Origin of the sequence: Mycolicibacter sinensis, from assembly GCF_001667945.1 — a bacterium.
Lineage (GTDB): Bacteria > Actinomycetota > Actinomycetes > Mycobacteriales > Mycobacteriaceae > Mycobacterium > Mycobacterium sinense_B.
Map to the genome: position 1 here is coordinate 17,604 of NZ_LZJK01000096.1, position 24,872 is coordinate 42,475.

19 protein-coding genes and 5 riboswitches are annotated in these 24,872 nt (G+C 70.4%); of the genes, 11 read left to right on the forward strand and 8 right to left on the reverse strand.

The features are described from left to right. Positions 1-98 precede the first annotated feature (98 nt). Positions 99-548: a hypothetical protein gene (locus tag A5694_RS13595; RefSeq protein ID WP_064922362.1), complete on the forward strand. Its 450-nt coding sequence runs from the start codon at positions 99-101 to the stop codon at positions 546-548. Here the strand turns inward: A5694_RS13595 and A5694_RS13600 are convergent. Genes A5694_RS13600 through A5694_RS13615 form a run of 4 tightly spaced genes read right to left on the reverse strand, consistent with a single transcriptional unit; the run spans position 534 to position 7,022 of the window. Then, positions 534-1,268: a cobalt-precorrin-6A reductase gene (locus A5694_RS13600; RefSeq protein ID WP_064922363.1), complete on the reverse strand. Its 735-nt coding sequence runs from the start codon at positions 1,266-1,268 to the stop codon at positions 534-536. The genes A5694_RS13595 and A5694_RS13600 overlap by 15 nt on opposite strands. Continuing rightward, entirely contained in the window at positions 1,265-2,716 is a 1,452-nt protein-coding gene (locus A5694_RS13605; protein WP_064922364.1) for a cobyric acid synthase, read from the reverse strand. The genes A5694_RS13600 and A5694_RS13605 overlap by 4 nt, the downstream gene beginning before the upstream one ends. Further along, positions 2,716-3,453, reverse strand: coding sequence for a precorrin-6A synthase (deacetylating) (gene cobF, locus A5694_RS13610; RefSeq protein ID WP_064922365.1), 738 nt, complete (start codon positions 3,451-3,453; stop codon positions 2,716-2,718). The genes A5694_RS13605 and cobF overlap by 1 nt, the downstream gene beginning before the upstream one ends. After that, positions 3,450-7,022, reverse strand: coding sequence for a cobaltochelatase subunit CobN (locus A5694_RS13615; protein ID WP_064922366.1), 3,573 nt, complete (start codon positions 7,020-7,022; stop codon positions 3,450-3,452). The genes cobF and A5694_RS13615 overlap by 4 nt, the downstream gene beginning before the upstream one ends. A 32-nt stretch (positions 7,023-7,054) precedes the next feature. After that, positions 7,055-7,187: riboswitch (cobalamin riboswitch) on the reverse strand. Then, positions 7,182-7,371: riboswitch (cobalamin riboswitch) on the forward strand. (Overlaps the previous riboswitch by 6 nt.) A 37-nt stretch (positions 7,372-7,408) precedes the next feature. On the opposite strand from A5694_RS13615, the gene A5694_RS13620 reads away from it, so the two are divergent. Genes A5694_RS13620 through A5694_RS13635 form a run of 4 tightly spaced genes read left to right on the forward strand, consistent with a single transcriptional unit; the run spans position 7,409 to position 11,920 of the window. Then, a complete protein-coding gene (locus A5694_RS13620; RefSeq protein WP_064922367.1) occupies positions 7,409-8,593 on the forward strand; it encodes an ABC transporter substrate-binding protein in 1,185 nt (394 codons plus the stop codon). Then, complete coding sequence (locus A5694_RS13625) at positions 8,590-9,627, forward strand: FecCD family ABC transporter permease (protein WP_064922368.1); 1,038 nt, start codon at positions 8,590-8,592, stop codon at positions 9,625-9,627. Before A5694_RS13620 ends, A5694_RS13625 begins: the two co-directional genes overlap by 4 nt. Then, positions 9,624-11,351, forward strand: coding sequence for an ATP-binding cassette domain-containing protein (locus A5694_RS13630; protein WP_064922369.1), 1,728 nt, complete (start codon positions 9,624-9,626; stop codon positions 11,349-11,351). The genes A5694_RS13625 and A5694_RS13630 overlap by 4 nt, the downstream gene beginning before the upstream one ends. Then, the gene (locus A5694_RS13635; RefSeq protein ID WP_064922370.1) at positions 11,348-11,920 is read left to right on the forward strand and encodes a DUF7676 family protein; all 573 of its coding nucleotides are present in this window, start codon (positions 11,348-11,350) and stop codon (positions 11,918-11,920) included. Before A5694_RS13630 ends, A5694_RS13635 begins: the two co-directional genes overlap by 4 nt. Before the next feature lie 41 nt (positions 11,921-11,961). Here A5694_RS13635 and A5694_RS13640 read toward each other — a convergent pair whose 3' ends face one another. After that, the gene (locus tag A5694_RS13640) at positions 11,962-13,677 is read right to left on the reverse strand and encodes a PPE family protein (RefSeq protein ID WP_064922371.1); all 1,716 of its coding nucleotides are present in this window, start codon (positions 13,675-13,677) and stop codon (positions 11,962-11,964) included. Between the two features lie 33 nt (positions 13,678-13,710). Next, positions 13,711-13,894, reverse strand: a riboswitch (cobalamin riboswitch). 23 nt (positions 13,895-13,917) lie between these two features. After that, on the reverse strand, positions 13,918-15,225 hold the full coding sequence (locus A5694_RS13645; RefSeq protein WP_064922381.1) for an aminotransferase class I/II-fold pyridoxal phosphate-dependent enzyme: 1,308 nt from the start codon (positions 15,223-15,225) through the stop codon (positions 13,918-13,920). A gap of 40 nt (positions 15,226-15,265) precedes the next feature. Here A5694_RS13645 and A5694_RS13650 point away from each other — a divergent pair, with 40 nt between their 5' ends. Then, entirely contained in the window at positions 15,266-15,922 is a 657-nt protein-coding gene (locus A5694_RS13650) for a pyridoxamine 5'-phosphate oxidase family protein (RefSeq protein ID WP_064922372.1), read from the forward strand. Here the strand turns inward: A5694_RS13650 and A5694_RS13655 are convergent. Together A5694_RS13655 and A5694_RS13660 are read right to left on the reverse strand one after the other, a co-directional pair. Continuing rightward, positions 15,904-17,493 carry a PPE family protein gene (locus A5694_RS13655; RefSeq protein ID WP_064922373.1) on the reverse strand — a complete coding sequence of 530 codons (1,590 nt, stop codon included), beginning with the start codon at positions 17,491-17,493 and terminating at the stop codon, positions 15,904-15,906. The genes A5694_RS13650 and A5694_RS13655 overlap by 19 nt on opposite strands. Positions 17,494-17,522: 29 nt before the next feature. Further along, positions 17,523-17,702, reverse strand: a riboswitch (cobalamin riboswitch). An 82-nt stretch (positions 17,703-17,784) separates the two neighbouring features. Continuing rightward, positions 17,785-20,019 carry an NADP-dependent isocitrate dehydrogenase gene (locus A5694_RS13660; protein WP_064922374.1) on the reverse strand — a complete coding sequence of 745 codons (2,235 nt, stop codon included), beginning with the start codon at positions 20,017-20,019 and terminating at the stop codon, positions 17,785-17,787. Positions 20,020-20,161: 142 nt separating this feature from the next. Then, a riboswitch (SAM riboswitch) is annotated at positions 20,162-20,282 on the forward strand. A 131-nt stretch (positions 20,283-20,413) separates the two neighbouring features. Here A5694_RS13660 and A5694_RS13665 point away from each other — a divergent pair. From A5694_RS13665 to A5694_RS13685, 5 genes are all read left to right on the forward strand, one after another. Further along, complete coding sequence (locus A5694_RS13665; RefSeq protein ID WP_064922375.1) at positions 20,414-21,736, forward strand: bifunctional o-acetylhomoserine/o-acetylserine sulfhydrylase; 1,323 nt, start codon at positions 20,414-20,416, stop codon at positions 21,734-21,736. 11 nt (positions 21,737-21,747) lie between these two features. Further along, entirely contained in the window at positions 21,748-22,887 is a 1,140-nt protein-coding gene (gene metX, locus A5694_RS13670) for a homoserine O-acetyltransferase MetX (RefSeq protein WP_064922376.1), read from the forward strand. Beyond that, positions 22,884-23,633 carry a class I SAM-dependent methyltransferase gene (locus A5694_RS13675; RefSeq protein ID WP_064922377.1) on the forward strand — a complete coding sequence of 250 codons (750 nt, stop codon included), beginning with the start codon at positions 22,884-22,886 and terminating at the stop codon, positions 23,631-23,633. The genes metX and A5694_RS13675 overlap by 4 nt, the downstream gene beginning before the upstream one ends. A gap of 161 nt (positions 23,634-23,794) precedes the next feature. Further along, complete coding sequence (locus A5694_RS13680) at positions 23,795-24,271, forward strand: DUF732 domain-containing protein (RefSeq protein ID WP_064922378.1); 477 nt, start codon at positions 23,795-23,797, stop codon at positions 24,269-24,271. Positions 24,272-24,470: 199 nt separating this feature from the next. Continuing rightward, positions 24,471-24,872 (forward strand): class I SAM-dependent methyltransferase (locus tag A5694_RS13685; RefSeq protein ID WP_207516003.1); only part of this gene is annotated, 402 nt, incomplete at its 3' end.

Below are 24,872 nucleotides of genomic sequence, written 5' to 3' on the forward strand. Positions count from 1 at the left end.
TGTCGAGCATTACCCCCCTCCGCACTTGTCTGTGACCGAGTTGCACAGATACGTTTTCTGCAACCGGCAGACACAGATAACTCGGGAGGCGCGGCGAGATGGGTGCGATCGCAGCGGCAGTCGTCTTCGCCTGGCTGGGCATGGTGCTCGCGATCTCGTTTCTGGAGGCGCCGCTGAAATTCCGGGCGCCGGGAATCACCGTGCACCTGGGGCTGGGCATCGGCCGGCTGGTGTTCCGGGCGCTCAACGCGGTCGAGATCGTGCTGGCGGCCGTCGTGGTGCTCACGGTCGCCGTCGATCCGCCGGGCCGGCTCGCGCTGGCGGCGGTCGGTGTGGCGGTGACCGTGCTGGCGGTTCAGTCGCTGCTCGTCCGGCCCCGGCTGCGCCGCCGATCCGACGCGGTGCTGGCCGCCGCCGAGGCCACAACGCCTGGCGGGATGCTCGACCGCTCGCACGCCCACTACGCCTACGCCGGCCTGGAAGTGGTCAAGGTCGCCGCGCTGCTCACCGGCGGCGCGGCCCTGCAAGTCTGGTCAATCGCCGGTTAGCACCCAGGCCAGCGCCTGCTCGACGTCGTACACGCATCGCACGCCGGCCGGCCGGTCCGGACGGCGCACAATGACCACCGGCAGCCCGAGTTCGTCGGCGGCCAGCATCTTCGGCCAGGTGTACTCGCCGCCGGAATCCTTCGTCACCACCACGTCGGCGCGGTGCTCGCGCAGCAGCGCCAGCTCGCCGGGCAGCGCATACGGCCCCCGGTCGGTGACCACCGTCCAGGTGGGCGGCACCGTGATCGACGGCGGGTCCACGACCCGCGCCAACACCGCCGCCTGTGCCAGCGCCACCAGGTAGGACGCCAGCTGCTGGCGCCCGATGGTGAGCACCGGCCGCCGGCCCAGCCGGGCCGCGCGGGCGGCGGCCTGCTCGTGCGAGTCGACCCACTGCCAGGACGGTCTGGCCCGCTCCCCCCAGCCGGGCCGCTCCAGCCGCAGCAGTGGCCGGCCGGCAGCCGAACAGGCGGCGGCCGCGTTGCGTGACATGGTGGTCGCGAACGGATGGGTGGCGTCGACGACGGCGTCGTAGTCGGCCAATGCCGCACGCAGGCCGTCGATCCCACCAAAACCACCGACCCGCACCGCCCCGGCCGGCAGCCGCGGATTGGCCACCCGGCCGGCCAGCGACGTCGTCACGTCGACCCCGGCGGCAACCAGTCGGTCGGCCAACGCACGGGCTTCGGCGGTGCCCCCGAGCAGCAGCACGTGCGTCACGGTGCCCCCGGCGGCAGAAACGGCAGTCCCGGCGGCGGGCCGCCGAGCGCCAACTTCAGCACGGCGTCGACGTCCAGGTGCTCTTCGATCAGATCGGCCAGCAGGTCGAGTCGGTATTCGCGAGCGGCGGGAAACGACGCCCCCGATGGCGCCAGGCCGAGCGTTTCGGCCAGGAACGCTGCGCGCGGCGCGTCGGCTTCGAAGCTCCCGTGTCGCATGGTGCCGAACACCTGGCCGCTGCGGGCGCCGCCGGGAAACTCCTCGGCACCGTCACCGCGGGTGATCCGGCCGTGGTGGATCTCGTATCCGCCGCCGGAGACCCGCAGCACTTTATCTGCGCCGAAACAGGTTTCGACATCCAGCAGGCCCAGACCGGCCACTTCGCCCGGCGGTCCCTCCACGCCGTCGGGGTCGCTGATCGTCCGGCCCAGCATCTGGAAGCCCCCGCAGATCCCCAGCACCGGCTTGCCCGCGGCGGTGTGCGCGGCGATCGCACCATCCAGTCCGCGCGAGCGCAGCCAGGCCAGATCGGACATGGTGGCGCGGGTTCCCGGCAGCACCACCAGATCGGCATCGGACACCCCCCGCGGGTCGGAGGCGAACACCACGTCCAGGTCGGGTTCCAAGCCGAGAGCGTCCAGGTCGGTGAAATTGCTGATCCGCGGCAGCCGGATCACCGCCACCCGCCGCGCGCCGGTGCGCGTCGAGCGCCGGCCCTCCAGGTCAAGTGCGTCCTCGGAGTCCAGCCACAACCCGGGGTGCCACGGCAGGGTGCCGAAAACCCTTCGGCCGGTGAGCTGTTCCAGGTCGGCCAGGCCCGGTTCGAGCAACCGCTGCTGCCCGCGGAACTTGTTCACGATGAATCCCGCCACCAGGGCCTGGTCTTCGGCCGAGAGCAGCGCGACGGTGCCGAAGAACGCGGCGAACACCCCGCCCCGGTCCACATCGCCGACGACCAGCACCGGCAGGCCGGCGTGTCGCGCCAAGCCCATGTTGACGTAATCGCCGGTGCGCAGATTGATTTCGGTCGGGCTGCCGGCGCCCTCGGCGAGCACCACCTCGTAGCGCCCGGCAAGATCGTCGTAGGCGCCGTGCGCGGCCGCAGCCAATTCGGCTCGACCGTGCATCCAGTTCGACGACGACAGCTCACCCCAGGGCCGGCCCATCAGCACCACATGGCTGCGCTGGTCACTGCCGGGTTTGAGCAATACCGGGTTCATTGCCGGCTCGGGAACGGCTCGGGCGGCCAGCGACTGAATCCATTGCGCCCGGCCGATTTCGGCGCCGACACCATCCGCGCCGACAACCACCATCGAGTTGTTCGACATGTTCTGCGCCTTGTACGGCGCCACCCGCACTCCGCGGCGGGCCAACGCCCGACACAGCCCGGTGGTGACCACGGTCTTGCCGGCGTCGCTGGTGGTTCCGGCGATCAGCAGACCGGCCATCAGGTCCGCCGCACCAGGAACACGTCCATCACCCAGCCCGCCTCAGCCTTCGCGGCGTGGCGGGCAGCCGCGATCTTGTCGACGACGTCAGAAACCCGGCCGCTGACCAGCCGCTCCCCTGCCGCACCGAGGTTGGCGCCCCACCAGATCGTCCAATCGGCCACCGCGGAAAGGTCCAGCCCGTCCGGGTTGAGCATCGCGACGATGTTGTCCTGTCCAGCGGTGACGGCCTCGGAAAGCCGCCGACCGGTGGTGATGTGCACCGGCCGGCCCACCTCATGCAGCACGATCCGATGCCGGGCGGCCAGCAGCTGCGGAGCGCTGATCCCGGGCATTACGTCGTAATCTAGCTGCACTCCAAGGGCTTTCACCCGCTCGACGATGCGGATCGTCGAATCGTACAACGCCGGGTCACCCCAGACCAGGAACGCGGCGGTGCCGCCCCGCGCCCGCAAGACGTCCGCATAGCGCGCGGCCCGGGCGGCATGCCAGTCGGCCACCGCCCGGGTGTAGCCGGTCCCGGTCAGCTCCGGCGAGCGGTCGCGGGCCGGATCGGCCACGGTAACGATCGGCACCGACCCGGCATAGGCGTCGACGACAGCCCGCCGCAGCGCCAGTAGCCCGTCGGCGTCGCTCTTCTCGGCTGCCAGCACATAGTCGACCGTCTGCAGTGCGTCGGCCACCTCGGGCGTGACGTGCTGCGGGCCCATCCCGATCCCGAGAATCCAGACTTTCACCGATCCTCCAGGTCTCCTTCGACCTCCAGGTAGGCCTGTTGCAATGCTGCCATGGTCTCAGGATCCGGGTCCGCCCACAGCCCTCGGTCGGCGGCCTCGGTCAACCGCTCCACGATGCCCTGCAGCGCCCACGGATTGGACTTGTCGAGGAACTCGCGGGTGACCGGGTCCAGCACGTATTCGGCGGCGAGCTTCTCATACATCCAGTCGTGCACCACCCCGGCGGTGGCGTCGAAACCGAACAGGTAGTCGACGGTGGCGGCCAGTTCGAAGGCGCCCTTGTAGCCGTGCCGGCGCATGGCGGAGATCCAGCGCGGGTTGACCACCCGGGCCCGAAACACCCGGGCGGTCTCCTCGGCCAGGGTGCGGGTGCGCACGGCATCCGTCGATGTCGAGTCGCCCACATAGGCTTTCGGGTCGGACCCGGACAGCGCCCGCACCGTCGCGATCATGCCGCCGTGGTAGACGAAGTAATCATCGGAGTCGGCGATGTCATGCTCGCGGGTATCGATGTTCTTGGCGGCCACCTTGATCCGGCGATAGTTGGTGCGCATGTCATCGGCTGCGGCACAGCCGTCGAGTCCGCGGCCGTAGGCGAACCCGCCCCAGGTGGTGTAGACCTCGGCCAGATCCTTGTCGTCGCGCCAGGTTCCGGACTCGATCACCTGCAGGATGCCGGCCCCGTAAGAGCCGGGCGCCGACCCGAATACCCGGGTGGTGGCCCGGCGCAGGTCGCCGTGGGCGGCCAGGTCGGCGCGGGCGTGGGCGGCCACGAAGTTCTGCTCGTCCGGCTCGTCGAGGGTCGCGACCATCTGCACGGCGTCGTCGAGCATCGTCACCACGTGCGGGAAAGCGTCCCGGAAGAACCCCGAGATCCGCACCGTCACATCGATTCTGGGCCGCCCGAGCTCCTCAAGCGAGATGATCTCCAGCCGCGACACCCGCCGGGAGGCCTCATCCCAGTCGGGCCGCACCCCGAGCAGGGCCAGCACCTCGGCGACGTCGTCGCCGGAGGTGCGCATCGCCGAGGTGCCCCACACCGACAGCCCCACCGACTCCGGATAGCGTCCGGTGTCGTCGAGGTAGCGTCGCACCAGCGAGTCGGCCATCGCCTGCCCGGTCTGCCACGCCAGCCGCGACGGCACCGCCCGCGGGTCGACGGTGTAGAAGTTGCGTCCGGTGGGCAGCACGTTGACCAGGCCGCGCAGCGGCGACCCCGACGGCCCGGGCCGCACGAACCCCCCGGCCAGTGCGTGCAGCACCGAGTCCAGCTCGGCCGCCGTGCCGGCGAGCCGCGGAACCACTTCGGTGGCGGCGAATCTCAGCACCCGGCACACCTCGGGGTCGGGGTGCAGCGAATCGGCGGCCCCGACCTCCCAGCCGGCGGCCTCCATGGCTTGCACCAGCGACCGGGCGCGCTCCTCGATCTCGTCGACGGCGGCCCCCGGGGCATCTTCTTTGAGTCCCAAAGCGGCCCGCAGGCCGGGCACCGCGTGGTCCACCCCGCCCCAGACCTGCGGGGCCCGCAGGATCGCCAGCACCAGGTTCACCCGCTCGAGACCGGTCGGGGCGCCGCCCAGCACGTGCAGGCCGTCGCGGATCTGGGCGTCTTTGATCTCGCAGAGCCAGCCGTCGACGTGCAGCAGGAAGTCGTCGAATTCCTCATCCTCGGGCCGCTCGTCGAGCCCCAGGTCGCGGTGCATCTCCGCGGCGCGCATCAGGTTCCAGATCTCGCCGCGGATCGCCGGCAGTTTGCCGGGATCCATGGTGGCGATGTTGCCGTACTCGTCGAGCAGTTGCTCGAGCCGCGCGATGTCGCCGTAGGACTCCGCACGCGCCATCGGCGGGATCAGGTGGTCGACGATGGTGGCGTGCGCCCGGCGTTTGGCCTGAGCGCCCTCGCCGGGGTCGTTGACCAGGAACGGGTAGATCAACGGCAGGTCGGCGATCATCGCGTCGGTGGCGCAGGCGGAAGACAACGCCGCGGTCTTGCCGGGCAGCCACTCCATCGAGCCGTGCTTGCCCAGGTGGATCACCGCGTGCGCACCGAATCCATGTGCCAGCCAACGATAGGCGGCCAGGTAGTGGTGACTCGGAGGCAGCTCCGGGTCATGGTAGATCGCCACCGGGTTCTCCCCGAACCCGCGCGGCGGCTGGATCATCAGCACGATGTTGCCGGATCGCAGGGCGGCCAGCACGATCTCACCGGCGGCGTTGACGAACAGCTTGCCGGGTGCGGGGCCCCAGGCCGTCGTCATCGCGTCGCGCAGCGCGTCGGGCAAGTCGGCGGTCCAGGACGCGTACTGATCAGCGGTCACCCGCACCTGCGCCTCGGTCAGCTGCGCCGCAGAAAGCCAGTCCTCGTCCTGGCCGCCGGCCGCGATCAGGGTGTGGATCAGCCGATCCCCGGCCTCGGCTTCGTCCTCGATGTCGAGCACCCCGAAGCCGTCGCCGACGTCGTAGCCCGCGGCGGCCAGCCGGCGCAGCAGCCGCACCGCCGACGCCGGAGTGTCCAGGCCGACCGCATTGCCGACCCGGGAGTGCTTGGTGGGATAGGCCGAGAGCACCAGCGCCAGCTTCTTGTCACGGTTCGGGATGTGGCGCAGCACAGCATGCTTCACCACCACACCGGCAACCCGTGCACACCGCTCGGCATCGGCGGCGTAGTGCGGCAGCCCGTCGTCGTCGATCTCCTTGAAGGAGAACGGCACCGTGATGATCCGGCCGTCGAACTCCGGGATCGCGATCTGGGTGGCCGAATCCAGCGGGGTGACGCCGTCGTCGTTGGCCTGCCAGTCCGCCCGCGACGACGCCAGGCACAGGCCCTGGAACACCGGAATGTCCAGCGCGGCAACGCGTTCGATGTCCCACGCGCCGTCGTCGTCGCCGGCGCTGACGGTCGCGGTGGCGTTCATCGCCCCGCCAGCGGCCAGCATGCAGACCACCACCGCATCCAGCGTGCCCAACGCCGTGTAGAGCTCGTCGGGGGCGTTGCGCAGCGAGGCGGCGAAGATCGGTATCCCGACCGCTCGGCCGGTGGCATCGATGGCGTCGGCCAGGGCGTGCGCGAAACCGGCGTTGCCGCTGACCTCATGGGCGCGGTAGTACAGCACCCCGATCCGCACCCGGTCGGGTGCGCTGACCGGCTCCCGCTCCGCGTACCCCCATTCCGGGATCACCGCCGGCTCGTCGAAACCCTCACCGGTCAAAAGCACGGTGTCGCACAGGAACGCATGCAGCTGGGCCAGGTTGCCCGGCCCGCCCTCGGCGAGATAGGCGTGCGCCTGGGCGGCCAACCCGATCGGGACCGTCGAGCACTCCATCAACTCGGCGTTGGGTGACCGCTCCCCACCGAGCACCACCAGCGGCAGGCCGGTCGCCCGCAGCAGCTTCAGTTCGTCGGCGATCTCCGCCGAGGACCCCAGGATCCGCAGCACCACGACGTCGACTCCGTCGACCAGCGGTTCGATGTCGTGACGTGCCGGGTTGCCGAGCCGGTAGGCCGCCCCACTGGCACGTGCCGACAACAGGTCGGTATCCGAGGTGGACAGAAGCGCAATGCGCCGCATAAGGCAGGCCTCCTGAGGGGTTCGCGCCCCTCGTCGTCGGAAGTCCCGCGGCCAGTATCTGGCTCGAGGAGCTGTGCCTGTCAGCGCCCCTCACAGTGGCGGAACCGCCCCGGATTCGCACCGGGTTCCTGACGCCACGAGACGGCCGCCAGCCTAACGCAGCGCGGCGTGCAAGAATGTCGCCGGTAAGGCGATGACGAAATGAGGAAGCCGGTGGGAATCCGGCGCGGTCCCGCCACTGTCATCGGGGAGTGACCCTCATCAGCCACGGCCCGCCGCTTGTGGGGCTGGAAGGCGAGGCGAACAGTGATCCGAGAGCCAGGAGACTCACGTCCTCGCGTCCTGCGAACCGGGGCGGTGTACCCCGAGGAAGCTGATGCACGCCCATGTCCCGTGCGGTAGTCCCTGCGCTCGCGCTGGTCCTGGCGTTGGTCGCCGGCGTGGCCGGCTGCTCCGACACCCCGCCCCCCCGACAGGCCCGGCCCGGCTGCATCACCGACTTCGACCCGCACGCCGACTACTTTCCGGACAAGTCGACGCTGGCCGAAGCCACCAATTTCCGACTCGAGTATCACCGCAGCTATCAGATCCTGACCGTGCACCGCCCCTACCTCGGCGGCAAACCGGTGTCGTATGTGCTGGTGCGCTGCGGGACACCGGCTCCGGCGCTGACCGGTGAACTGGCTCGCGCCCAACAGATCACGGTCCCGGTGCGCAGCTTGTACTCGGGGTCGACGACGCATCTGGCGATGATCAGCGAGCTGGGCCAGGCCGGGGTCGTCACCGGGGTGGCAAACCCGGCCGCGGTGGCCGACCCGCAGATCCGGGACCGCATCCATGCCGGTGCGACCGTCGGCTACGCGCCGGGCGGACAGCTCAACATCGAGAGCGTGCTGCACGCCGGGCCCGACGTGCTGGTCACCGAGGGCATGGACGACCCCGGCTATCCCAAGCTGCGTGAGGCCGGCATCCCGGTGCTCGCCGACGCCGAGTGGCTGGAGCCGACCCCGCTGGGCCGGGCCGAGTGGGTCAAGGTGTTCGCGGCGCTGACCGGCACCGAGCGACAGGCCGCGCAGACCTACCAGGACATCCGCGACCGCTACCGCGCGCTGGCCGCCCAGGCCGCGCAGGCGGCGCCGGCCGAGGTGCTGGTGGGCACCATGTATTCGGGCAACTGGGCCATGCCCACCGGGGCCAGCTACTCGGGCCGGCTGGTGGCCGACGCCGGCGGCAGCTATCCCTGGCTGGCCGACGACGGCGCCGAGACCCGGCAGCTGAATTTCGAGTCGGTGTACACCCGGGCCGGGAACGCACCGCTGTGGCTGGTCACCGACGCTTGGGAAACGCTCGGCGACGCGGTGGCCCGCGACAGCCGGTACGGTGAACTGGCCGCGGTGCGCACCGGGCAGGTGTGGTCGGCGACCCAGGCGATGACCCCCGGGGGCGGCAACCTGTATTGGGAACGGGGCACGGCGCGACCGGATCTGCTGCTCGGTGACCTGATCGCGATCCTGCACCCGCAGCTCGCCCCGGGCCACTCCTTCGAGTTCTACCGTCAGGTGCGGCGATGACGACGAGACCGCCGCGCACCACGCTGGTGCTGGCCGGGCTGGGGGCCGCGGTGCTGGCGCTGGCCCTGCTGGGTCTGGCGCTGGGTCCGGTGCGGGTGCCGCTGGCCGACACCGTCCGGGTGCTGTTCGGCGCCCAGCCGTCGGATGCGCGCTGGCAGGTGATCGTGACGAGCATGCGGCTGCCGCGAGTGCTCACCGCGCTGGCCGCCGGGGCTGCCCTGGGGGTCGCCGGCCTGCAGCTGCAGACCCTGTTCCGCAACACCCTGGCCGACCCCTACATCCTCGGGGTCAGCTCCGGGGCCAGCCTCGGTGTGGCGCTGGTGGTGTTGGCCGGCGGTGCGGCCGGTTTCAGCACCGCCGGGGCCAGCCGGACCGGTCAGGTCGTCGCGGCAGCCGTGGGCGCCGCGGCGATGCTGACGTTGGTGCTGGGCCTCTCCCGCTGGACCCGCTCGGCGGCGACGCTGCTGTTGATCGGGGTGATGCTGGGTGCGGCCAGCACCGCGCTGGTGAGTCTGGCGCTGGTCTACTCCGATCCGCAGCGGGTGCAGCAATACCTGCTGTGGGGGCTGGGCAGTTTCGCCGCGACCGGCTGGGCCGATCTGCGGTTGCTGCTGCCGCTGGTGGCCGTCGGACTGGTCACCGCAGCGATGACGATTCGGCCGCTCAACGCGCTGCTGCTCGGTGAGAGTTACGCGGCCACAATGGGTATCAACGTGCACCGGGCCCGTATCGTCACGGTCGCCTCGGCGTCGCTGCTGGCGGGGGTGACGACCGCGTTCTGCGGGCCGATCGCGTTTCTCGGGCTGGTGGTGCCGCACGTGGCGCGCATCGCCGTGGGCACCTCGGATCACCGGGTGGTGCTGCCGACGGTGGTGCTGCTGGGTGCGGTCGCCGCGCTGGGGTGCGGCATCGTCAGCCAGGTGCCCGACAGCAACCTGGTCATCCCGATCAATGCCGTCACCGCGCTGGTGGGGGCGCCGGTGGTGATCGCGGTGCTGTTGCGGGCCCGCCGCGGGTCGGGGATGCCGTCATGACGCCCCCAACAGCGGCCGTGCAGCTGGCCGACCTGACGATCGGTTACCGCCATCGGCGCCGATCGACCACCGTGGCGACCGGCCTGAATGCCCGGGCCCGCCGCGGTGAGCTGACCGTGCTGATCGGCCCCAACGGCGCCGGCAAGTCCACCCTGATCCGCACGCTGGCCGGGCTGCAGCCCGCGCTGGGCGGCCGGGTGCTGCTGGACGGCGCTGACCTGACCGGGTTGCCGCGCGACGAGCTGGCCCGTCGGATCGCGGTGGTGTTGACCGGGCGAATCGACCCGGGCCTGCTGTCGGCCCGGGCGCTGGTCGGGCTGGGCCGCATCCCGCACCTGGGCCTGGGCGCCCGGCTGCGCCCCGAAGACGACGAGATCATCGACTGGGCGCTGCGAGCGACCGGCGCGCAGCATCTGGCCGCGCGGCCGGCGGCGGAATTGTCCGACGGGGAATGCCAGCGGGTGCTGACCGCACGCGCCCTGGCGCAGCAGCCGGGCCTGTTGATCCTCGACGAGCCGACCGCGTTCCTGGACGTGTCCTCGCGGGCCGGATTGTTCGGTTTGCTCCGTGAGCTGGCCCGTGACCAGCAGCTGGCGGTGGTGCTCAGCACTCACGACCTGGAGTTGGCGCTGCGCGTGGCCGATCGGGTGTGGCTGCTGGATCCCGCGGGAACGCTGGTGGACACCGTGGGTGAGGAGCTGATGTTGTCCGGGCGCATCGCGGCGATGTTCGACACCGACACGCTGCGCTTTGACCCGGCCAGCGGCATGTTCGCGTTCGGCACCGCCGGCGGTGCGCGCCGATCCGCCCGCGTTGACGCCGGCGAGCCGTTGCGTGCCGCACTGACCCGGGTGCTGTCGCGGGAGGGCTGGGATGTCGGCGAACCCGCCGAAATCATGGTCAGCGCAACCGCTCCCGATGCGGTCGCACTGCGCACCGCGCCGTCGACCACCCGCACCGCGCTACGTGACCTGCCACAGCTGCTGCGCTCCCTTCCCGCCGAACCGCACCGCCGCTTGGCGCCCCAGGATCAGGTGGTGTCGGCCCTGGCCGACTTGTCCACCGTCAGCCCGTATTTCGCGGTGTCCACCGGAACCTTAGACGGCGACTGGCGCCCGGTCACGCGGCTCTACAGCGATCAAATGATGCTCGCCCGAGCTGTCGGCAACGTCGGGCAGCGCATCGGAGCATCCGATCACCGGGTTGCGGCGTCGACCTTCTTCCTCGGATTCGCCGCCCGGCTGTGGTCGATCGGACTGGGCGCACTCGCCGAGCACGGGCTATTGCTGGATCTGGACCCTGATCACCTGTGGTACAACGAATCCGGCGGCACGGTTCGACTGCACCTACCGGAGCCGATGGGCTGGCACGGCGACGACCTGGACACGCTACTGGCCGAGACAGTCCTGGGCCGACACCTGACCCCGCTGGCCGCTGCGCTGCGCCGGCTCGGTCCGATCTCGGAGAAGCTGCTGTACGGAAATGCCGCCTCCGCCGCTCTCGGTGCCGCCCGGGCCCTGGCCACCGAGTCGGGCTGGGGTCTTGCCCGCGACGTGTGCGAAGACGAACGGCTCTCCGGCGCAATCCGTTTCAACGGCGCTCACACCGACTACCGGCGCACCACCTGCTGCCTGTTCTACCGCACTCCCGGCGGCGGACTGTGCGTCGACTGCGCCTTGGACCACAAACCCGAAATCCCGAGGAACAGGAAGGCACCCACATGACCGAGAACACCGTCGTCGCCGATCCTCCGATCGTCGACACCGAAGACCGCGGCCGCGAACAACTGTGGCCGTTGCCCGCCGATCAGCAGAGCCTGCTGGAGCTGCTGCACCTGTGCTTCGACGAGTACTGGGACGAGATCTGGTTCGGCATCATCATGCAGGGCGCCGCCTGGGAGGTCGCCGCCCCTAACGCGCCGCGCAAGATCGCGATGCTCGACGGGTATGCCACCGTCGATTTCGGCCGCTGGCACTTTCACCTGTGCATCGGCAAGCACCGGGCCAGCGGTTCGGAGCTGGGCCGGATTCGCCGGTGCAGCCGCGCCGAGCTGTACCGGCGGATCGGCAAGGACGGCAACCCGATGTCATGGGGCGTGCGGCTGTTCAACGGGCGCGACGAGCAGATGATGACGATCATGCTGCCGAACCCCTTCCTCACCAACGATCAGCAGATGCGCGAAGAGCCCGAGTGGGGCCAGCTGGAACTCTGGGACAAGTTGCGCGCGAAGTACCTGGGCCTGGGCCCGGACCCGTTGGACCGCAGCGGGAACCGGATTCGCTGCGGCGGCTAGCGCCGCTGCCAAGCGCGGCGGTGCCGGGCGCCGCCGCCAGGTCAGTCCGGGTCGGCCGGCCAGGTGTTCGGCATCATCGGGCTGACCGCGCCGCCGCCGAACCCGTCGTCGGCCAGTGCGGTCAGCCCGGCCGGACGCGCGGTGGTCACCCGCCGGGTGGCGCCGGCGAAGCCGTGCGAACCGGTGCCCCGATCCGAGGGCAGCGCCGCAACGGGCTCAGGCTCCAAATCCATGTACTCGTGCCCGCGACCCAGCATGCCGACCTTCGCCTTGCGCCGACGCCGCTGGGGCGCAACCTCTTCCGCCGATTCCGCGGCGGGAACATCGGCACTGTCCGGTTTGGGCACCGGCTTCTTGCGGGCGCTGGTCCCCGATGCCCGTCGAGCACCCATGTCCAGGCCGCCGACCAGGTACATGTAGGCCGGCATGGTCACCGGGGGCGGCCCGGCCGGTGTCGGCGGCGGCGCGCTGGGCGGCGGGGCGGCGGCTGCGGCGGGTGCGGCCGGCGGTGCCGGGGTCGGTGACGGGGCCGGTGCGGGAGCCGGTGCCGGTGCCGGCGGCTGGGCCATCACCAGCCCGGGCGGCGGAGAGGCGGGCGGTGGCACCGCGGCGGCCACCGCGTGATGTGCCAGCGCCCCGATCCCCAGACCGCCGATCACCCCGGCCGGAGCCAGCACGGACGTGGCGGCAAGCGCCGGTAACAGCGCCGGGATCAGCGCCGTCTGGGTGATCAGGTAGTTCAGCGCCTGGATGGTGTTGCCGATCGTCGACCCGACGATCTCGACCATCGCCATCGGCACGACCAGCCCCAGCGCCTGGGGGTTGAACAGGGCGGTGTACATGATCGCCAGCAGGTCGTCGACGATGACGATGCTGGTGAACGCGAAGTAGGACCCCGGGTCCAGCGGCACCGAGAAGATGTAGGCCAGGTTGGCAGGATTGAGATAGCTCAGCGGGTTGCCCGTCCAGGCCAGCCAGGACCCGGGGACCCCCGGTGGCGGCAGCACGCCCGAGCCGGCGAGCTCGGCGAAGAACTTGGCCAGCGGGTCCGCGATTCCCGTGTAGCCGATCTTGTTGAAGAAGTCCACCAGCTCGGCGTACAGCGGGTATTGGCCGCTGTCGGGATAGGGCGGATGTGGCACCAGTCCTTCTAGCCATTTGGCGAAGTCGAGGAACCACTGCGGCGGCTGTGGGGCCGACGCGTCGGCGCTCCCGGGCGCTTTGAGCACCGCGGGCGCCGGCTCGGTCTGCGGGGCCGCGGCCACCGCGGTGCTCGCCGTCGCCTGATAGACCGTCATCACGGTGGCGGCCTGCAGCCACATCCGCGCGTAGTCGGCCTCGTTCAAGGCGATCGGAATCGTGTTGATACCAAAGAAATTGGTGCCCACCAGCACCCCGTGGGTGGCGTGGTTGGCGGCCAGTTCGGCCAGCGTCGGCATCGCCGCCAGCGCGCTGGTGTAGGCCGCCGCCGCGCTCTGGTGCTGCGCGGCCGTCACGGTCGCATCCCCACCGGCCCGCAGCAGCCACGCCAGATAGGGCGCGTTGGCGGCCACGAACGCCTCCGCCGACGGGCCCTGCCACGCGCCGGCCTGCACCGCGGCCAACACGGTGGTCAGTTCGTCGGCGATCGCCGTGTACTCGACGGCCAGGGCGCTCCAAGCCGCCGCGGAGGCCAGCAGCGGGCCGGCTCCGGGGCCGGCGGACAACAGGGACGAATGGATCTCAGGGGGCGACGCCACCCAGATAGGCGCAGTCAAGGTGATCAGCTCTCTCGGGGTACACCGCCCCGGGTCGCAGGACGCGACGATGTGAGTGTCCTGACTCTCGGATCACCGCTCGCCTCGCCTTCCAACTCCACCTGGAGCCGTGGCTGTTGAGGGTCGCTCCCCGATCACAGTGGCGGGACCGTGCCGGATTCACACCGGCTTCCTGCACCATCGTTGCCTTACCGGCGCATTATCGCACGGCCGCCGAGCCTCGCCGGTCGCCGTGCGCGGCTAGACGCTGGACCGCCCGGGGCCGCGCACTGCAGCGGCGACCGCATCGGCGAGCGGGTCGATATCGGCGGGCGCCAGCTCGGCGATGGTGACCCGCAGGCCCGGAGCGCACCGGATCCGGAACCGCGCCCCCGGTGCCGCCGCCCAGCCCGCCGCAAACAGCGCCGTCATGGCCACCGCCTCGTCGGGCACCGGGACCCACACGTTGAGCCCGGACCGGCCGTGCGCCACCACATCTCGGGCGGCCAGCGCCGCGCACAGCCCGGCGCGGGCGGCGCCGTAGGCGCTTTCGGCGTCGGCCACCTGCCGGGCCACCGCGGGGTCGCGCCACAGCCCGACCGTCAGATTCTGCAGTAGGTGACTGACCCAGCCCGGCCCCAGCCGCAGCCGGCCGGCCACCCGTTCCACGGTGCGTTGATCCCCGGCCAGCACGGCCAGGCGCAGATCCGGACCGTAGGCCTTGGCCGCCGACCGGATGAACGCCCAGTGCCGGCTCACTCCGGCCAGTGTGTGCAGCGGCACGCCGGCGATAGCCGCACAGTGGTCGTCTTCGATGAGCAGCACATCGGATCCGTCCAGCAGAGCCCGCAGGTCATCTGCGCGGTCAGCGGAAACCGCTGCACCGGTGGGATTCTGGGCGCGGCTGGTCACCACCACCGCACGCACCCCGCGTCCCAGCGCGCGGGCCAGATCGGCGGGCAGCGGACCGTCGTCGTCGACCCCGACCGGTTCGGGGACGAGCCCCAGCGCAGCAAGCAGGTCAATCAGGTTGGGCCATCCCGGGTCTTCGACGGCCACCCGGTCACCGGGGCGCAGGTGAGCAGCGAGCACCCGCTCGATGCCGTCCAGCGCTCCGGAGGTGGCCGCGAGGTGGTCGGCCGGCACCCCGTCGGCGGCCAGTTCGGCCGCGGCAAGCTCGGCCAACGCGGGCGTGATCGGCGGATCCCCGTAGAGCACCACTGGCCCGGGCGCTACCGAAATCGCGGGCAACAGTGCAGGATTCGGGTTTCCGGTGGAAAGGTCCCGCACGCCCGGAGGTACCGCGAGCCCACGCAACGAGCGCGGTGTGGTCGCCGGCCGGTCGCGCACCCGGGTGCCGCGGCGGCCCGCGCTCTCAACGGCGCCGCGGTCACGCAATAACCGGTAGGCGGCGGCCACCGTGTTCGGGTTCACCCCGAGCTGCTGCGCCAGCTCGCGAATCGCCGGCAACGCGGCGCCGGGCGCCAGTGCGCCGGCGGCGATGCCCTCTTCGACGCTGGCCGCGATCGCCTCGGCACCGCCACCGCTGATCCTGTATTGTACTGGCACAGCCATAATATTGCACTAGTACATTAACGGAGGCAAGCCCGTGACCTACGCGCCGACACCGCAGACCATCCCCACCCGCTACCGGGAACGGGCCCGCTACGACCGCGACACCGTGCACCGCATCCTGGACGAGGCCCTGATCTGCCATCTGGGTTATGCCCGCGAGGGCCATCCGGTGGTGCTGCCCACCACCCATGCCCGGGTCGACGAGACGCTGTATCTGCACGGCTCCACCGGCAGCGGCCCGGTGCTGGCCGCCGGCCCCGCCGGTCTGCCGGTCTGCGTCACCGCCACCCTGGTCGACGGGCTGGTGTTGGCCCGCTCGGCGCTGCACCACTCGATGGCCTACCGCTCGGTGGTTGTCATCGGAAACGCCCGGCTGGTCGAGGACGACGCCGAGAAGCGCCTCGGGCTGGATGCGCTGCTCGATCACGTCGCGCCCGGACGGTCCACCGACGCCCGGCCACCCAACCGCCGGGAGCTGGCCGCAACGGCCGTTCTGGCCCTCGACCTCGTCAAAGTGTCCGCCTCGGTGCGTGACGGCGGCCCCAACGACGAACCCGAGGACATCGCGTTGCCGCACTGGGCCGGCGTGGTTCCGCTGCGCCTGGAGGCCGGGCCGCCGGAGCCGGCCGCCGACCTTGACCCGGCCATCGCGCTGCCGTCTTACCTGGAGTCCTACCGCAGGCCGCGCTGATACTCCGGCATCCAGGTGCGCGGCGTCATCGGCGTGGTGGCCCCGCCGCCGAAGGCGTCTCCGGACAGCGCGGTCAGCCCGCTCGGCAGCACCGGTTCTTCGAGGTCCATGTACTCATAGCCGCGGCCGAGCAGGTCGGCCTTGGCCTTGCGGCGCCGACGGGCCCTGGTGTTCTCCTCTGCGGCAACGGCCTCCGCGGGCGCCTCGGCGGTGTCGGGTTCGGGTGCTGTGCGACGGCGCACGCTGGTCCCGGCCGCCCGGCGGGCCTGCTGGCCCAGGCCGGCGACCATATACATGGCGGACAGGCCCTCCACTGGAGACAGCGGCGGCGCGGGCGGCGGCGGTGGGGACCCGGGTGCGGCCGGCAGCGGCGCCGGGTCGGGAGCCGGTGCCGCTGCGGGCGCCGGCGCGGGCGCCGGGACCGGTGGGGTGGGCGCCACCGTCAGCCCGGCGAACGGCGGCGGCGCCGGGGCCAGCGGCACCGGAACGGCGTGCAGACCGGCCAGGCCGGACAGCCCCGCCAGCCCGGCCAGCGGCGCGGCGGCCAGCGGCGCCAGCGCGGTGGTCAGCATCGGCAGCACCATCGGGATCAGCACCACCGCCTGCTCCAGCAGCGTCTTGAGCAGGGCGATCACGTCGGTGATGATGGTGCCGATGGCCTCGACGGCGGTGAACAACAGCGTCGAGGCGATGGTGCCGGGATTGCCGGAGGCAAACGCCGCGGTGAGGTCGGCGGCGATGAACGCGAACGTCTGCGACAGGTAGGCGGCGAACGAGCCGAAGTCCATCGGGTAGCCCAGTGCGAACGCGATGTTGTAGGGACTCAAGAAGCTCAACGGGTTTCCGGTGATCGTCAGCCAGGGGTCGAACCCGGCGAAGATCGACTGGAAGTAGGAGTTGCTGGCCAGTTCGTTGATCATCGGCTGCAACACGTTGTTGTAGAAGTCGGTGTAGCCGCTGTTCTGCAGCCACTCCATGATGTCGTTCTGGCGGTCCGGCGGCAGCTGCGGCTGGCTGGAGTCGGCTGATCCGACTTTGGCGATCTGCGGCGCCGCGACCGTCTGCGGACTCGACGCCACCGCCGCCCCGGCCACCGCCTGATAGGTGGCCATCACGGTGGCGGCCTGGATCCACATCCGGCCGTAGTCGGCCTCATTCACAGCGATCGGGATGGTGTTGACACCGAAGAAGTTGGTGGCGACCAGCACCGCATGGGTGGCGTGGTTGGCCGCCAATTCAGCCAGTGTCGGCATCGCCGCCAGGGCGCTGGTGTAGGCCGTGGCCGCGGTCTGCTGCTGGGCCGCGATCGCCGCGCTGGTGGCACCGGCCTGGGTCAGCCAGGCCAGATACGGCGCGTTGGCCGCCGCGTACGCCTCGGCGGACGGGCCCTGCCACGCCCCGGTCTGCACCGCAGCCAGCAGCGCCGCCAGTTCGTCGGCGATCTCGGTGTATTCGGTGCTCAGCGCCGTCCACGCCGCCGCCGAGGCCAACAGCGGACCGGCGCCGGGGCCGGCCGATAGCAACGTCGAGTGGACTTCCGGTGGAGAGGCGATCCACATCGGCGCCGTCACGTTTGCCAGCTCTCTGGGGTCCCCGCCCCGAATCGCAGGATGCGACGACGTGAGTGTCTGGCTCTCGGGTGAAGCTCATTCCCCCGATCACAGTGGCGGGACCGCTCCGGAATTGAAGCGGCGGTTCCAGCTTCGCTGAACCGCCGGATTCGCACCGGCTTCCTACATCGTCGTCGCCTTACCGGCGCATTGTCGCACGCTAGCCCCCGCTCAGCGTGAAGTTGGGCTCACTCTCGCGCTCGAACGTGAAGCTGTCTTCACGTTCGGCCGGGGGGTCAGGCGCTCCGGACGTCAGGCCTTGGCGTCGATCGCGGCGTTCAGCGTCGGGCTGGGCCGCATCACCGCCGCCGTCATGTCGTGGTCGGGCGCGTAGTAGCCGCCGATGTCCACCGGCTTGCCCTGCACCACGGTCAGTTCGTTGAGAATGACGTCCTGGTTCTTGGTCAGCGCATCCGCCACCGCGGCGAAGTGCTTGGCCAGCGCGGGATCCTCGGTCTGCGCGGCGAGTTCCTCGGCCCAGTACTTGGCCAGGAAGAACTGGCTGCCGCGGTTGTCGAGCTCACCGGTCTTGCGCGACGGGCTCTTGTTGGCGTCGAGCAGCTTGCCGATCGCCGAGTCCAGCGTGGCCCCCAGGATCTTGGCGCCCACATTGCCGGTCTTGACGCCCAGGTCGTCGAAACTTGCTGCCAGCGCGAGGAATTCGCCGAGCGAATCCCAGCGCAGGTGGTTCTCCTCGACCAGCTGCTTGACGTGCTTGGGCGCCGAGCCGCCCGCCCCGGTCTCATACATGCCGCCGCCGGCCATCAGCGGCACGATCGACAGCATCTTGGCGCTGGTGCCCAGCTCCAGGATCGGGAACAGGTCGGTGAGGTAGTCGCGCAGGATGTTGCCGGTGGCGGCGATGGTGTCCTGACCGCGGATCAGCCGCTCCAGGGTGTAGCGCATGGCCCACACCTGCGGCATGATCTGGATCTCCAGGCCCTCGGTGTCGTAGTCCTTGAGGTAGGCCTTGACCTTCTTGCGCAGCTCCGCCTCGTGCGGACGCTCGGTGTCGAGCCAGAACACCACCGTCATGCCGGAGGCCTTCGCCCGCTGCACGGCCAGCTTCACCCAGTCCCGGATGGCGGCGTCGGTGACCCGGCACAGCCGCCAGATGTCGCCGGCCTCCACGTTCTGGCTCATCAGCACCTCACCGGTGGCCAGGTCGACGACGTCGGCGACGCCGGCCTCGGGAACCTCGAACGTCTTGTCGTGGCTGCCGTACTCCTCGGCCTTTTGCGCCATCAACCCGACGTTGGGGACGGTGCCCATGGTGGCCGGGTCGAACTGGCCGTGGGTCTTGCAGAAGTTGATCAGCTCCTGATAGATGCGGGCGAAGGTGGACTCGGGGTTGACGGCCTTGGTGTCCTTCTGCCGCCCGTCGGCGCCGTACATCTTGCCGCCGGCCCGGATCATCGCCGGCATCGAGGCGTCGACGATCACGTCCGAGGGCGAGTGGAAGTTGGTGATGCCGTTGGCCGAGTCGACCATCGCCAGCTCGGGACGGTGCTCGTGGCAGGCGTGCATGTCCTCGATGATCTCCTCGCGTTGCGAGGCCGGCAGCGTCTCGATCTTGCTGTAGAGGTCAGATAGGCCGTTGTTGACGTTGACGCCCAAGTCGTCGAAGAGCTTCTGGTGCTTGGCGAACGCGTCCTTGTAGAAGACCTTGATGGCGTGGCCGAACACGATCGGGTGGCTGACCTTCATCATGGTGGCCTTGACGTGCAGCGAGAACATCACGCCGGTCTTGCGGGCGTCTTCCATCTGCTCTTCGTAGAACTCGCGCAGCGCTTTGACGCTCATGAACATCGAGTCGATGATGTCGCCGTCGAGCAGCGACACCTTCTCCTTGAGCACAATCGTCTTGCCGCCCTTGGTGTTCAGCACCATCTTGACGTCGCGGTCGCGATCCAGGGTCATCGACTTCTCGCCGTGGTAGAAGTCGCCGTGGCGCATGGTGGCCACGTGCGTGCGCGACGCCTGCGACCACTCCCCCATGCTGTGCGGATGCTTGCGCGCGTACTCTTTGACCGCCTTGGGCGCACGCCGGTCCGAGTTGCCTTCCCGCAGAACCGGGTTCACCGCGCTGCCCAGGCACTTGGCGTAGCGGTCGTGGATGTCGCGCTCGTCGTCGGTCTTGGGGTCCGCGGGATAGTCCGGCAGGTTGAATCCCTTGCCCTGCAGTTCTTTGATGGCGGCGACCAGCTGCGGCACCGAGGCGCTGATGTTGGGCAGCTTGATGATCGTGGTGTCGGGCAGTCCGGTGAGCCGGCCGAGTTCGGCCAGGTTGTCGGGCACCCGCTGTGCTTCGGTCAGGACGTCGGGGAACTCGGCCAGGATGCGGGCCGCCAGCGAGATGTCACTGGGTTTGACGTCGATACCCGCCGGCCCGGTGAAGGCCTGCACGATCGGCAGGAACGAATACGTCGCCAGCAGCGGCGCCTCGTCGGTCAGCGTGTAGATGATGGTCGGCTGGTCGGCGCACATGGCTGTTCTCCCGGCGTCAGGGTTCGTGTGTCGTTTTGCTCCGCGTTGTACACGGCGGCCCCAGTATCCCGCACCGCGTAATGGCGGCCACCGGCGGTGAGCAGGTGGCGACAGCCGCGCGGGATGCGATAGGCTGCGACACGGTCATGAGTGCCAGCGCTAAGCCCCGGCTTGCTGGCCGGCAACCCTCCAACCGCGGTGGGGTGCCCCGGGTGATTGACCGGGTTGAGTAGCCACCACCGGCTACGCGGCAAGCGCGGGTCCGCCACAACGGGCCCCCCGAGTAGACAGGGGAACCTGATGCGTGCCTCCTTGTGCCCGCTCGCCCGTTGCTGTTGTCGCTAACCCCACTCCTGCACCAGCGATAACACCTCACGAAGAAAGCATTCACACCATGACCGCCGGTAACAACTGGTCGTTCGAGACCAAGCAGATCCACGTCGGCCACGCCGGTGACCCGGAGACCGGGTCGCGCGCCCTGCCGATCTACCAGACCACGTCGTATCTGTTCAGCGACACCGACGAGGCCGCTGCTCGCTTCGCACTGGCCGAGCCGGGCAACATCTACACCCGCCTGACCAACCCGACCAGCGCGGTCATCGAGGAGCGCATCGCCGCACTCGAGGGTGGGGTGGGCGCCACCCTGCTGTCGGCCGGGCAGGCTGCCAGCACGTTCGCGATCTTCAACCTGGCCGGCGCCGGCGATCACATCGTGGCCAGCCCGCGGCTGTACGGCGGCACCTACAACCTGTTCCGGTACTCACTGCCCAAGCTGGGCATCGAGGTCAGCTTCGTCGAGGACCCCGACAACCTGGAGTCCTGGGCCGCGGCGGTGCGGCCGAACACCAAGGCGTTCTACGCCGAGACCATCTCCAACCCGAAGATCGACATCCTCGACACCCCCGGCGTCTCGCAGGTGGCCCACGAGCACGGGGTGCCGCTGATCGTCGACAACACCATCGCCACCCCGTACCTGATCCAGCCGATCAGCCAGGGCGCCGACATCGTCGTGCACTCGGCCACCAAGTACCTGGGCGGGCACGGCACCGCGATCGCCGGCGTGATCGTGGACAGCGGCAACTTCGACTGGACCCAGGGCCGTCACCCCGGCTTCACCACGCCGGACCCGAGCTACAACGGCCTGGTCTACGCCGACCTGGGCGAGCCGGCGTACGCGATCAAGATCCGCGCCCAGCTGATGCGCGACTACGGGTCGGTGGCCTCCCCGTTCAACGCCTTCCTGATCGCGCAGGGCCTGGAGACGCTGAGCCTGCGGGTCGAGCGCCACGTCGCCAACGCCCAGCGGGTCGCGGAGTTCCTGGCCGCCCGCGACGACGTGCTCAGCGTCAACTACGCCGGGCTGCCCAGCTCACCGTGGTATCAGCGGGCACAGCAGCTGGCCCCCAAGGGCGTCGGGGGCGTGCTCTCCTTCGAGGTCGCCGGCGGGATCGAGGCTGGGAAGGCCTTCGTCAACGCGCTGAAGCTGCACAGCCACGTCGCCAACATCGGTGACGTGCGCTCGCTGGTGATCCACCCGGCCTCCACCACACATAGCCAGCTGTCCGGGGACGAGCTGCTGAGCACCGGTGTCACCCCGGGCCTGGTGCGGCTGGCGGTCGGCATCGAGGGTATCGAGGACATCCTGGCCGACCTGGAGCTCGGATTCGCCGCGGCGGCCGCTCAGCTCGGCGACTCCTCGGCGCTGGCGGCGCGTTGAGGCGGTCGGCGATGACGATCTCCGACGTGTCCAGGCAGGTGCTGCCCGCCGAGGGAGAGACCGGCGTGGTCGGGATCGGCTCGCTGCGCCTGGAGAGCGGGGCGGTGCTCGACGACGCCCATATCGCCGTGCAGCGCTGGGGTGAGCTGTCGCCGCAACGCGACAACGTCGTGATGGTGCTGCACGCGCTGACCGGGGACTCGCACGTCACCGGGCCCGCCGGCCCCGGGCATCCCACCGCGGGCTGGTGGGACGGAATCGTCGGGCCCGGTGCCCCGATCGACACCGACCGCTGGTGCGCGGTGGCCACCAACGTGTTGGGTGGCTGCCGCGGATCGACCGGCCCGAGTTCGCTGGCCCGCGACGGAAAGCCCTGGGGTTCACGATTTCCCGCCATCTCGATTCGCGACCAGGTGGAAGCCGACATCGCCGCGCTGGCTGCGCTCGGCATCACCGAGGTGGCCGCGGTGCTGGGCGGTTCGATGGGCGGCGCCCGCGGGCTGGAGTGGATGATCGGCCACCCCGACAAGGTGGGCGCGGGTCTGCTGTTGGCCGTCGGCGCCCGGGCCACCGCCGACCAGATCGGCACGCAGAGCACCCAGATCGCCGCGATCAAGGCCGACCCGAACTGGTGCGGCGGCGACTACCACGGCACCGGCCGCAGTCCCGACACCGGGCTGGCGATCGCCCGGCGCATTGCGCACCTGACCTACCGCGGTGAAGCCGAGCTGGACCGGCGGTTCGGCAACGCCGCCCAGGACGGCGAGGACCCGGCCGACGGCGGCCGCTACGCGGTGGAGAGCTACCTGGGCTACCAGGGCGGCAAGCTGGTGGCCCGGTTCGACGCGGGCAGTTATGTGACGCTGACCGATTCACTGTCCTCCTTCGACGTGGGCCGCGGCCGAGGTGGCGTCGCGGCCGCTTTGCGCGGCTGCCCGGTGCCGGCGGTGGTCGCTGGGATCACCTCCGACCGGCTGTATCCGCTGCGCCTGCAGGCGGAGCTGGCCGAGCTGCTGCCCGGCTGCGACGGCCTGCAGGTGGTCGACTCCGAGTGCGGGCATGACGGCTTCCTGCTGGAGACCGACCGCGTCGGCGAGCTGATCCGCCAGACCCTGGAGCTGGCGGGCCCGGCCGGGGACCGCCGGCGGTGAGCTCCGGGGCGCGGCAGGACCGATCGCTGTCGTTCGGCTCGCAGGCCGCCGCCTACGAGCGTGGCCGCCCGTCCTATCCCCCGGAGGCCATCGACTGGCTGCTGCCACCGAACGCCCGGGATGTCCTCGACCTGGGCGCGGGCACCGGCAAGCTGACCGCCCGGCTGGTGGAACGGGGCCTGGATGTCGTAGCCGTGGACCCGATCGCCGAAATGCTCGAGGTGCTGGCCGCGGCGCTGCCCGACACCCCGGCCCTGCTCGGGACCGCCGAGCAGATCCCGCTGCCGGACAACAGCGTCGACGCGGTGCTGGTGGCCCAGGCCTGGCACTGGTTCGACCCGGCGCGCGCCATCCCCGAACTGCTGCGGGTGCTGCGGCCCGGCGGCCGGCTGGGCCTGGTGTGGAACACCCGCGACGAACGGCTGGGCTGGGTCAAGGAGCTGGGCACGATCATCGGCCGCGAAGACGCCCGCGACGCGGTGGATGCCGGCGTGCAACTGCCCGAACCGTTCGGCGACATCGAGGGCCATCAGGTGGAGTGGACCAACTACCTGACCCCGCAGGCGCTGATCGACCTGGTCGCCTCCCGCAGCTACTGCATCACCTCCCCGGACGCGGTGCGCACCAAGACCCTGGATCAGGTTCGGCAACTGCTGGCCACCCATCCGGCGCTGGTCGGTGCGACCGGGCTGGCCCTGCCCTACATCACGGTGTGTGTGCGGGCAACGCTGTCAGGCGCCGCCTGACCACATCCCCGGCCGCAGTTTGGTGCGACTTCGCCGGCGCTGCGGCGACAGCGCCGTACCCGAAGCGTGACCTGGCCGTATCGTCGACGTGACGGTGCTGCTGCAGAGTTGCAGCTGACGGGGGCTGTCCGGGTACCCCATACGAACATGGGGGGACCGACATGGGGCATAACCGCGTGCGAGCGGCGGTACCGACGGTGACCGCGATGGCGGCGGCCGGCACGATATGGGCGGGCATGATCACCTCCGTCTGGCTGGCGATACCGGCGCAGGCGAGTCCGGTCGACACCTCGTTCCTGTCCGATCTGGCCGGGGCGGGGGTCCCGGTCGGTGACCCGGCCGCGACGGCCGCGCTCGGCCAGTCCGTCTGCCCCATGCTGACCGAGCCCGCCGGCACCGCCGCCTCGGTGGCATCCCCGATCGCCGGACTCGGCGGCGGTCCGGCCATGTCACCGGAGATGGCGCAGCTGTTCACCGAGATCGCGGTGCAGGCCTACTGCCCGCAGATGCTGTCGCAGTTGGCCAGCGGCCAGGTACCGGAACTGCCGCAGATCCCGGGCATGTCAGCCGGTATCCCGGGGCTGTCCGGCGGGATCCCAGCCATCCCCGCACTTCCGGGCTTCCCCGCCGGCCTGTAACCCGGCGGAGGGCCTTGGCGGCCGTACCGGGCCGAATCTCATTGCGGCGCAAGTGCGGTTGCGCGCATCCGTTCTCCTGTTGTTTACCCGCGTCGGCGTTTGCCGCGGCCGACAGCGGGTATGCGGCTTCGGCCGGCCGGGAGGGACGGTCCTATGGGCGGCACTGACAAGGCCCCCACGGACCGAAAGGCCACCGCCCATGACTCACCGCCTGACCCCGCATTTCGCCGACGTGCAAGCCCATTACGACCTGTCCGACGATTTCTATCGGCTCTTCCTCGATCCGTCCCAGACCTACAGCTGCGCCTACTTCCGGCGCTACGACATGACCCTGGAGGAGGCCCAACTCGCCAAGATCGACCTTTCGCTGGGCAAATTGGGTCTGCGGCCGGGCATGACGTTGCTCGACATCGGCTGCGGCTGGGGTGCCACCATGCGCCGGGCCATCGAGAAGTACAACGTGAACGTGATCGGCCTGACGCTGAGCAAGAACCAGGCCGTCCATGTGGAGTCGATGTTTGCCGCGATGGACACGATCCGGTCGACCGGCTCGTCGAACTCCTCCCAACCGGCCAGCAGCACGCGTCTGCTGCACGAGGTG